Raw genomic sequence first — 9,296 nt, forward strand, 5'->3', positions numbered from 1 at the left:
GCTAGACCGGGGGCAGTGCCGGTACCGCACCGGCGGCCGCCGGCAACGCACCGGCCGCACCCGCGGCGGCGGGAAGAGCGCCCGCGGCGGCGCCCGGGAGGGCACCTGCGGCGCCCGGCAAGGCACCCGCCACGCCCGGCAACGCGCCCGCGGCACCCGGCAGGGCACCGGCCGCGCCAGGCAGGGCACCCGCCGCACCCGGCAGGGCACCCGCGGCGCCCGGCAAGGCACTCGCGGCACCAGCGCCGCCGTGCATGCCCTGCGTGATGGCCGGCATGACCAGGCCCTTGAGCAGGTCGATCGCCTGGCCGGCGCCCAACTGGTTGGCGGCTTGCATCACGTCGTTGACGAGGCCGCCGCTGGCACCGCCGCCGGTGCCCGAGCCGCCGCCCAGGCCGGTACCGCCGCCGCCGATCGGCGAAGCGTTACCGAAGGTGGACGGGTCGCCCAGGATCGGGTAGGTGCCGCCGACGCCCGGGTCCAAGCCGGCCCCAGAGTCGATCGGCACCTCGCTCGGTGACAGCGCCGGGCCACCCAGGCCCGGCGTGACCCCCGCCGGGCTGGTCAGCCCGGGGTTGGAGAGCGCGGGGTTGAGCCCGGCGCCCGGAGTCGCGACGCCGCCACCGGGGGTGGCCGGCAACGCGCCTGGCGCGGTGAGGCCGGGCGTGGTGGGCGCCAAACCGGGGCTCGTCAGGCCAGGGCTGGCCAAACCGGGGCTCGTCAGGCCGGGGCTGGTCAAGCCGGGACTTGCCAGGCCGGGACTGGTCAGGCTGGGGCTGGTCATGGCCGGATTGGTCAGGCCGGTCGTGCCCAGGCCGGGGGTCCCCAGGCCCGGAGTGCCCAGGCTGGGGCTGGCGAGACCGGGTGTGCCGGCAGCGCCCCCACTCAAGGCGGGCACCGGAGGCAGGTTGATCCCGAATTGCGACAAGCCCTGCGACAGGGCGCCCATCAGCTCGCCGGGCAGATCGCTCATCACCGCGGCCTGCTTGAACTCGTGGTGCTCGGGCGCCTTGTTGCCGGCGGTTGATTCGTAAACCAGGAAGTATGCGCAAGGACTCGCCACTGCCAGGGCGGCAACCGCGCTCATGGCTGTTGAGAGCTTGCGTCGGCGTCGGTTCGGCACGGAAGTCTCCTCAATCTGACTATGTGTTGTGTCGGCGCGTCCCACCGCTCCTATCTGGCGGGAATCACACAAAGTCGATGGTACGAGTGGGGAGCCTGTTACTAGAGTGGTGATATTGAATCGTGAGGCAATTGCGACCACGACCGTGATCGCGGATCCCAGGCGCCGCAACGGCCGTCGTCACGAAGCCACGCCGCCGCATGGCCTCGCCAAATGGGTTCGAGCCACGCGGTCGGATACCCTAAGCAACCGATGACCGCTCGTTTCGATCTTTTCGTCGTCGGCTCTGGATTCTTCGGACTGACCATTGCCGAGCGCGTGGCTACCCAGCTCGGGAAGCGCGTCCTCGTCGTGGACCGCCGACCGCACATCGGTGGCAACGCCTACTCAGAAGCCGAGCCGCACACCGGCATCGAGGTGCACAAGTACGGTGCGCACCTGTTCCACACCTCCAACAAGCGGGTCTGGGACTACGTGCGGCAGTTCACCGACTTCACCGACTACCGCCACCGGGTCTTCGCGATGCACAACGGGCAGGCCTACCAGTTTCCGATGGGGCTGGGGCTGGTGTCGCAGTTCTTCGGCAAGTACTTCACCCCCGACGAAGCCCGCAAGCTCATCGCCGAGCAGGCCGCCGAGATCGACACCGCCGACGCGCAGAACCTCGAGGAGAAGGCGATCTCGCTGATCGGCCGACCCCTCTACGAGGCCTTCGTCAAGGGGTACACCGCCAAGCAGTGGCAGACCGATCCCAAGGAACTGCCCGCCGCGAACATCACCCGGCTGCCCGTCCGCTACACCTTTGACAACCGCTACTTCTCCGACACCTACGAGGGCCTGCCCGTCGACGGCTACACCGCCTGGCTGCGCAACATGGCCGCCGACGACCGCATCGAGGTCAGGCTGCACACGGACTGGTTCGACGTGCGCGACGAGCTGCGCGCCGAGAGCCCCGACGCGCCGGTCGTCTACACCGGGCCGCTGGACCGCTACTTCGACTACGCCGAGGGCCGATTGGGCTGGCGCACGCTCGATTTCGAGGTGGAAGTGCTACCCATCGGGGATTTCCAGGGCACGCCGGTGATGAACTACAACGACCCCGACGTGCCGTACACCCGCATCCACGAGTTCCGTCACTTCCACACCGAGCGCGACTATCCCACCGACAAGACCGTGATCATGCGGGAGTACTCGCGCTTCGCCGAGGACGACGACGAGCCCTACTATCCGATCAACACCGAGGCCGATCGCGCACTGCTGGCCGCGTATCGAGCCCGGGCGAAGTCCGAGACCGCGTCGTCGAAGGTGCTGTTCGGCGGCCGGCTGGGCACCTATCAGTACCTGGATATGCACATGGCCATCGCCAGCGCCCTGAACATGTACGACAACGTCCTCGCGCCGCACCTGCGGGACGGCGTGCCTTTAGTTGAGGAAGCCCCGTAATGACCGCCGTCAGCCTTTTGTCCCGAATCATCTTGCCCCGCCCGGGTGAGCCGCTCGACGTGCGCAAGCTGTATCTCGAGGAGTCGACGACCAACGCCCGGCGTGCCCACGCGACCAGCCGTACCTCGCTGGAGATCGGCAAAGAGTCCGAGGTGTCGTTCGCCACCTACTTCAACGCGTTCCCGGCCAGCTACTGGCGCCGCTGGTCCATCTGTCAGTCGGTGGTGCTGCGGGTCGAGCTGACCGGGACCGGACGCGTCGACGTCTACCGGACCAAGGCGACCGGGGTGCGCATCTCGGTGGAAGGCCGCCAATTCGTCGGCACCGGCGAGCAACCGGCCATCGTCGAAATCGAGGTGGCGCTCAAGCCTTTCGAGGACGGCGGCTGGATCTGGTTCGACATCACCACCGACACCGAGGTCGACCTGATCAGTGGTGGCTGGTATGCCACCGAGCCCGCCCCGGGCACGGCCAACATCGCCGTCGGCATCCCCACGTTCAACCGCCCCGCCGACTGCGTCAACGCGCTGGCCGATCTCACCGCGGATCCGTTGGTGGACAAGGTTATCGGCGCGGTCATCGTCCCGGACCAGGGCGTGCGCAAGGTGCGCGACCACCCGGACTTCGCGGCGGCGGCCGCGGGCCTGGGCAACCGGCTGTCCATCCACGACCAGCCCAACCTCGGCGGCTCCGGCGGCTACAGCCGGGTGATGTACGAGGCGCTGAAAAACACCGACTGCCAACAGATTCTGTTCATGGACGACGACATCCGCATCGAGCCGGACACGATCCTGCGGGTGCTGGCGCTCAATCGTTTCGCCAAGACGCCGATGCTGATCGGCGGGCAGATGCTCAACCTGCAGGAGCCGTCACACCTGCACATCATGGGCGAGGTCGTCGACCAGTCGAACTTCATGTGGACCGCCGCGCCGCACGCCGAGTACGACCACGACTTCGCCAGGTTTCCGTTGAACGACAAGAACGATCGCAGCGCACTGCTGCACCGTCGCATCGACGTCGACTTCAACGGCTGGTGGACGTGCATGATCCCGCGCCACGTCGCCGAGGAACTGGGCCAGCCGCTGCCGTTGTTTATCAAATGGGACGACGCCGAGTACGGTCTGCGCGCCGGTGAGCACGGTTACCCGACCGTCACGCTGCCCGGCGCCGCGATCTGGCACATGGCCTGGAGCGACAAGGACGACGCGATCGACTGGCAGGCCTACTTCCACCTGCGCAACCGGCTGGTGGTCGCATCGTTGCACTGGGACGGCGACATCACCGGTCTCGTTCGCAGCCACCTCAAGGCGACACTGAAACACCTTGCCTGCCTTGAGTATTCGACGGTTGCAATCCAGAACCGGGCCATCGACGACTTCCTCGCGGGACCCGAACACATCTTCTCGATTTTGGAATCCGCGCTGCCCGAGGTGCATCGGCTGCGCAAGGAATACCCGGACGCCGTCGTGCTGCCGGCTGCGAGCGAACTCGCCTCGCCTCAGCACAAGACCAAGGCGATGAAGCCGCCGGTGAACCCGGTGTCGATCAGCTACCGGCTGGCCCGCGGAATCCTGCACAACATGACCAAGGCCGACCCGGAATCCCATGCGCGGCCCGAGTTCAACGTGCCGACCCAGGATGCGCGCTGGTTCCGCTTGTGCACGGTCGACGGAGTGACGGTCACCACGGCCGACGGTTGCGGCGTGGTCTACCGCCAGCGGGACCGGCGAAAGATGTTCTCGCTGTTGTTCGCATCGCTGCGCCGTCAGCGCCAGCTGCTCAGCCGCTTCGAGGAGATGCGCCGGGTGTACCGCGGCGCACTGCCCGTGTTGTCGAGCAAGCAGAAGTGGGAGACGGCGTTGTCCCCCGCAAGCGGGCGGTGCCCCCAGCCGGCTGCAGAACATGCATGAGGCCGCCGCCGCAGAGGCGCCGCGCGGCGAGGTGGCCGCGCTCGTCGCCGTCCAGGCCGCATTGAACGAACGCCCCGGCGTGCTGCCGGCGGCGCGCGCACTGTCCCACTTCGGTGAGCACAGCCTCGGCTGGGTGGCCGTCGCCGCGCTCGGAGCGGTGCTTTCGCCCAAGCGGCGGTGGGACTGGCTGGTGGCAGGTGCGGGGGCGTTCGGCGCCCACGCCGCCGCGGTCATCGTCAAGCGGATCGTGCGCCGCAAGCGGCCGCACGACCCCGCCGTCGTGGTGAACGTCGGCACGCCGAGCCAACTGAGTTTCCCGTCCGCACACGCCACTTCGACCACCGCCGCGGCGATTCTGCTGGGCCGGACCACCGGTCTGCCTCGAGGAGTATGCGCCGCGGTCTTGGTGCCGCCGATGGCGTTGTCACGGATGCTGCTGGGAGTGCACTACCCCAGCGACGTGGCCTTCGGCATCGCCCTCGGTGCCGTGGTTGCGGCGATCGCGCGCCGCGCAGGAGAGGTCGCAAGAGGTGGAGCCGAATGAGTGAGGACGTCGTGACCCGACCGCCGGGCAACCTGATCACCGGGGTGATCAAGGCGATACGGCCCCGCCAGTGGGTGAAAAACGTGTTGGTGCTGGCCGCGCCGGTGGCCGGGCTGGGCAGCGGCATCCGGTACGACTACGCACAGATGCTCACGCAGGTGGGATTGGCGTTCGTGGTGTTCAGCCTGGCGGCGTCCTCGGTATACCTGGTCAACGACGTCCGCGACGTCGAGGCCGACCGCGAGCACCCGACCAAGAGATTCCGCCCGATCGCGGCGGGCGTGGTGCCTGAGTGGCTGGCCTACTTCCTGGCGGCGCTGCTGGGTGCGGCGTCGCTTGGCATCGCATGGTTCGTGACGCCGAACCTGGCGCTGGTGATGGCCATCTACCTCGCCATGCAACTGGCGTACTGCTTCGGCCTCAAACACCAAGCCGTGCTTGACATTTGCATCGTGTCGTCGGCGTATCTGCTGCGTGCCATCGCCGGCGGCGTGGCGACGGAGATCCCGCTGTCCCAATGGTTCCTGTTGTCGGCCGCGTTCGCGTCGCTGTTCATGGTGGCCGGCAAGCGCTACGCCGAGCTGCAGGTCGCCGAGCGCACCGGCGCCAAGATCCGCAAATCGCTGGAGAGCTACACCAGCACCTATCTGCGATTCGTCTGGACGATGTCGGCGACCGCGGTGGTGATCTGTTACGGCCTGTGGGCGTTCGAGCGTGACCACCATTCGGGATCCTGGTACGCGGTGTCGCTGGTGCCGTTCACCATCGCGATCCTGCGCTACGCGGTGGACGTGGACGGCGGCCTGGCCGGTGAACCCGAAGACATCGCGCTGCGCGACCGGGTGCTGCAGCTGCTGTTCCTGGCGTGGATCGCAACAGTCGGAGCCGCCGTTGCCTTCGGTTAGCCCCGAACTGCAGGCTCTCAAAGCGCGGATGATGCGCAGCCGGCCGGTGATCAGGCGGCCCGGCTGGCCGGTGTTCCCGTACACCACCACGGTGCGGGCCAGCCTGTGGATCAGCGTGGCGTTGGTCGCCGTCCTGTTCGGCTGGGGGAGCTGGCAGCGCCGGTGGATCGCCGACGACGGCCTCATCGTGCTGCGCACGGTGCGCAATCTGCTCGCCGGCAATGGACCGGTGTTCAACCAGGGTGAGCGGGTGGAGGCCAACACCTCCACGGCCTGGACCTACCTGATGTATGTCGGCAGCTGGGTCGGCGGCCCCCTGCGCATGGAGTATGTGGCGCTCGCGCTCGCGCTGGTGCTTTCGGTGCTGGGCGTGGCGTGCGTGATGCTGGGCGCCGCGCGGCTGTACGCGCCGAGCCTGCGGGGCCGCAAGGCCATCATGTTGCCCGCCGGCGTGCTGGTGTACATCGCGCTGCCGCCGGCGCGCGACTTCGCCACGTCCGGTCTGGAGAGCGGTCTGGCGCTGGCGTATCTCGGGCTGTTGTGGTGGATGATGGTCTGCTGGGCGCAGCCGGTGCGTAACCGCGCGGATAACAAGGTGTTCGCCGGGCTGCTGGCGTTCGTTGCCGGGTTCAGTGTGCTGGTCCGGCCGGAACTGGCGCTCATGGGCGGCCTGGCGCTGATCATGATGCTCGTCGCCGCACGGACCTGGCGCCGCCGGGTGCTGATCGTGGTGGCCGGCGGCTTCGTGCCGGTCGCGTACGAGATCTTCCGGATGGGCTATTACGGCCTGCTGGTGCCCGGCACCGCGCTGGCCAAGGACGCCGCCGGGGACAAATGGTCGCAGGGCATGATCTACCTGCTCAACTTCGACGCGCCCTACGCGGTGTGGATACCCGTGGTGCTTCTCGTGCCGCTGGGCGTGCTGCTGTTCGCCGCCCGCCGGCGGCCCTCGTTCCTGCGCCCCGCGCTGGCGCCGGACTACGGGCGGTTTGCCCGTGCCGTGCACAGCCCGCCCGCGGTGGTGGCGTGGGTGGTGGTGAGCGGTCTGCTGCAGGCCCTGTACTGGATCCGGCAAGGCGGCGACTTCATGCACGCCCGGGTGCTGCTGGCCCCGCTGTTCTGTCTGCTGGCTCCGGTCGCCGTCATCCCGATCGCGATCCCGGACGGCCAGGACTATTCGCGGGAGACCGGTAACTGGGTTGCCGGGGCCGCAGGCGCGTTGTGGCTGGGATTGGCCGGATGGGCGCTGTGGGCGGCGAATTCACCGGGGATGGGCGACGATGCCACCCACGTCACCTACTCCGGGATTGTGGACGAACGCCGCTTCTACTCCCAGGCAACCGGCAACGCGCATCCGCTGACCGCGGCGGACTACCTGGGCTATCCGCGGATGGCGGCCATCCTGACCGCCCTGAACAACACTCCCGAAGGCGCGCTGCTGCTGCCGTCGGGCAATTACATCCAGTGGGACCTGGTGCCGCAGGCCCAGCCGCCGCCCGGCGACAAGTCCGCGCAAAAACCCCAGCATGCAGTGTTTTTCACCAACCTCGGCATGGTCGGCATGAATGTCGGCCTCGATGTCAGGGTGATCGATCAGATCGGCTTGGCGAATCCGCTTGCGCAGCACACGGAACGGCTCAAGCACGGCCGCATCGGGCACGACAAGAACCTCTTTCCCGACTGGGTGATCGCCGACGGCCCGTGGGTGAAGCTGCCTCCGGGGATCCCGGGCTACCTGGATCAACAATGGGTCGCAGAGGCGGTCTCGGCGCTGCAATGCCCGGAGACGAAGGCGGTGCTCAGCTCGGTGCGCGCACCGATGACCCCGCACCGCTTCCTGTCCAACCTGGTGAATTCCTTCCGGTTCACCAAATACCGGATCGACCGGGTGCCGCGTTACGAACTGGCCCGGTGCGGGCTGCCGGTCCCCGACGAGGCGCCGCCACCACCTCGCGAGTAAGCGTCGCGCAGAAGAAATTTCGGCAAACGCCGAACACATCACAGCGTGCCGGGCGCGAAAGAATGGCAGCAACATCACATTTGGCCTCTCACCAGCTGGCAATGGCCGCCAAGCACATGTGCAAACGCCGCCTTTTAGACACATGTTTCAATTGAAAACCGCTGGGTAGGTTCGCCGCTCGATGGTTGGTGCCCGCGACTCGATGCGACCGAATGGCACATCGTGTGGTTGACTACACGAGCACTCCTGCGCTTGGCGTGGCGACGATGCGGGCCGGGACGGCCCGAGAAGGAGCCGTGCATTCGGGTCCGTGCAGGCAGTTTGACCAATCAAGACAGTGACCGATCGGTGAAATGCGCCGAAAGGCCGCAAGAAGGATGAGGAAGCAAGGATGACGCTTGTCGACAGATTGCGCGGCGCCGTGGCGGGTATGCCGCGCCGGCTCGTCGTGGCGGCCGCGGGTGCGGCGCTGCTCTCGGGCCTGATTGGCGCCGTTGGAGGCTCGGCGACCGCCGGGGCCTTCTCGCGCCCGGGTCTGCCGGTGGAGTACCTGCAGGTTCCGTCCGCCGCAATGGGCCGCGACATCAAGGTTCAGTTCCAGAGCGGTGGCGCCGACTCGCCGGCGCTCTACCTGCTCGACGGTATGCGCGCGCAGGACGACTTCAACGGTTGGGACATCAACACCCCGGTGTTCGAGTGGTACCTCCAGTCCGGCATTTCGGTTGTCATGCCGGTCGGTGGCCAGTCCAGCTTCTACTCCGACTGGTACAAGCCCGCCTGCGGTAAGGCCGGCTGCACCACCTACAAGTGGGAGACCTTCCTCACCAGCGAGCTGCCCCAGTACCTTTCGTCGCAGAAGCAGGTGAAGCCGACCGGCAGCGCCGTGGTCGGTCTGTCCATGGCTGGTTCGTCCGCGCTGATCCTGGCCGCCTACCACCCGCAGCAGTTCGTTTACGCCGGCTCGCTGTCGGCGCTGCTGGACCCGTCGCAGGGGATGGGCCCGTCGCTGATCGGCCTGGCCATGGGTGACGCCGGTGGCTACAAAGCCGCCGACATGTGGGGTCCGAAAGAGGACCCGGCCTGGGCCCGCAACGACCCGTCGCTTCAGGTCGGCAAGCTCGTCGCCAACAACACCCGCATCTGGGTGTACTGCGGTAACGGCAAGCCGTCGGACCTGGGTGGGGACAACCTGCCGGCGAAGTTCCTCGAGGGCTTCGTGCGGACTTCCAACCTGAAGTTCCAGGACGCCTACAACGCCGCGGGTGGCCACAACGCGGTGTGGAACTTCGACGCCAACGGCACCCACGACTGGCCGTATTGGGGCGCGCAGGTGCACGCCATGCTGCCCGACCTGCAGTCGACGCTGGGCGCCACCCCGGGTGCGGGTCCGGCCACGGCCGCCAACGCCGGC

General features: G+C 67.8%; 7 protein-coding genes. 6 read left to right on the forward strand and 1 reads right to left on the reverse strand.

The genetic code is table 11. From position 1 onward, the window contains the following. Position 1: 1 nt before the first annotated feature. The gene (locus tag AC5Y4T_RS10045; protein ID WP_499952869.1) at positions 2-1,123 is read right to left on the reverse strand and encodes a PirG; all 1,122 of its coding nucleotides are present in this window, start codon (positions 1,121-1,123) and stop codon (positions 2-4) included. A 252-nt stretch (positions 1,124-1,375) separates the two neighbouring features. Here AC5Y4T_RS10045 and glf point away from each other — a divergent pair, with 252 nt between their 5' ends. The 6 genes from glf to AC5Y4T_RS10075 form a co-directional block, all read left to right on the forward strand. Continuing rightward, positions 1,376-2,566, forward strand: coding sequence for a UDP-galactopyranose mutase (gene glf, locus AC5Y4T_RS10050; RefSeq protein ID WP_499952870.1), 1,191 nt, complete (start codon positions 1,376-1,378; stop codon positions 2,564-2,566). Next, entirely contained in the window at positions 2,566-4,476 is a 1,911-nt protein-coding gene (locus AC5Y4T_RS10055) for a glycosyltransferase (RefSeq protein ID WP_499952871.1), read from the forward strand. The genes glf and AC5Y4T_RS10055 overlap by 1 nt, the downstream gene beginning before the upstream one ends. Further along, positions 4,469-5,020 (forward strand): phosphatase PAP2 family protein, encoded by a 552-nt coding sequence (locus AC5Y4T_RS10060; protein ID WP_499952872.1) that lies wholly within the window; start codon positions 4,469-4,471, stop codon positions 5,018-5,020. The genes AC5Y4T_RS10055 and AC5Y4T_RS10060 overlap by 8 nt, the downstream gene beginning before the upstream one ends. Further along, a complete protein-coding gene (locus AC5Y4T_RS10065) occupies positions 5,017-5,925 on the forward strand; it encodes a decaprenyl-phosphate phosphoribosyltransferase (RefSeq protein ID WP_499917267.1) in 909 nt (302 codons plus the stop codon). Before AC5Y4T_RS10060 ends, AC5Y4T_RS10065 begins: the two co-directional genes overlap by 4 nt. Further along, on the forward strand, positions 5,912-7,885 hold the full coding sequence (gene aftB / locus AC5Y4T_RS10070) for a terminal beta-(1->2)-arabinofuranosyltransferase (protein ID WP_499952873.1): 1,974 nt from the start codon (positions 5,912-5,914) through the stop codon (positions 7,883-7,885). The genes AC5Y4T_RS10065 and aftB overlap by 14 nt, the downstream gene beginning before the upstream one ends. 391 nt (positions 7,886-8,276) lie before the next feature. Continuing rightward, positions 8,277-9,296: esterase family protein (locus AC5Y4T_RS10075; RefSeq protein WP_499952874.1), on the forward strand; the 1,020-nt coding region annotated here is incomplete at its 3' end.

The organism is Mycobacterium sp. NGS11 (genome assembly GCF_059813315.1).

What these genes read in the sequence shown, in the direction of transcription:
- AC5Y4T_RS10060 (WP_499952872.1), top strand. Translation starts at nt 4,469, where the DNA reads ATGCATGAGGCCGCCGCCGCAGAGGCGCCGCGCGGCGAGGTGGCCGCG.
- AC5Y4T_RS10055 (WP_499952871.1), top strand. Translation starts at nt 2,566, where the DNA reads ATGACCGCCGTCAGCCTTTTGTCCCGAATCATCTTGCCCCGCCCGGGT.
- glf (WP_499952870.1), top strand. Translation starts at nt 1,376, where the DNA reads ATGACCGCTCGTTTCGATCTTTTCGTCGTCGGCTCTGGATTCTTCGGA.
- AC5Y4T_RS10065 (WP_499917267.1), top strand. Translation starts at nt 5,017, where the DNA reads ATGAGTGAGGACGTCGTGACCCGACCGCCGGGCAACCTGATCACCGGG.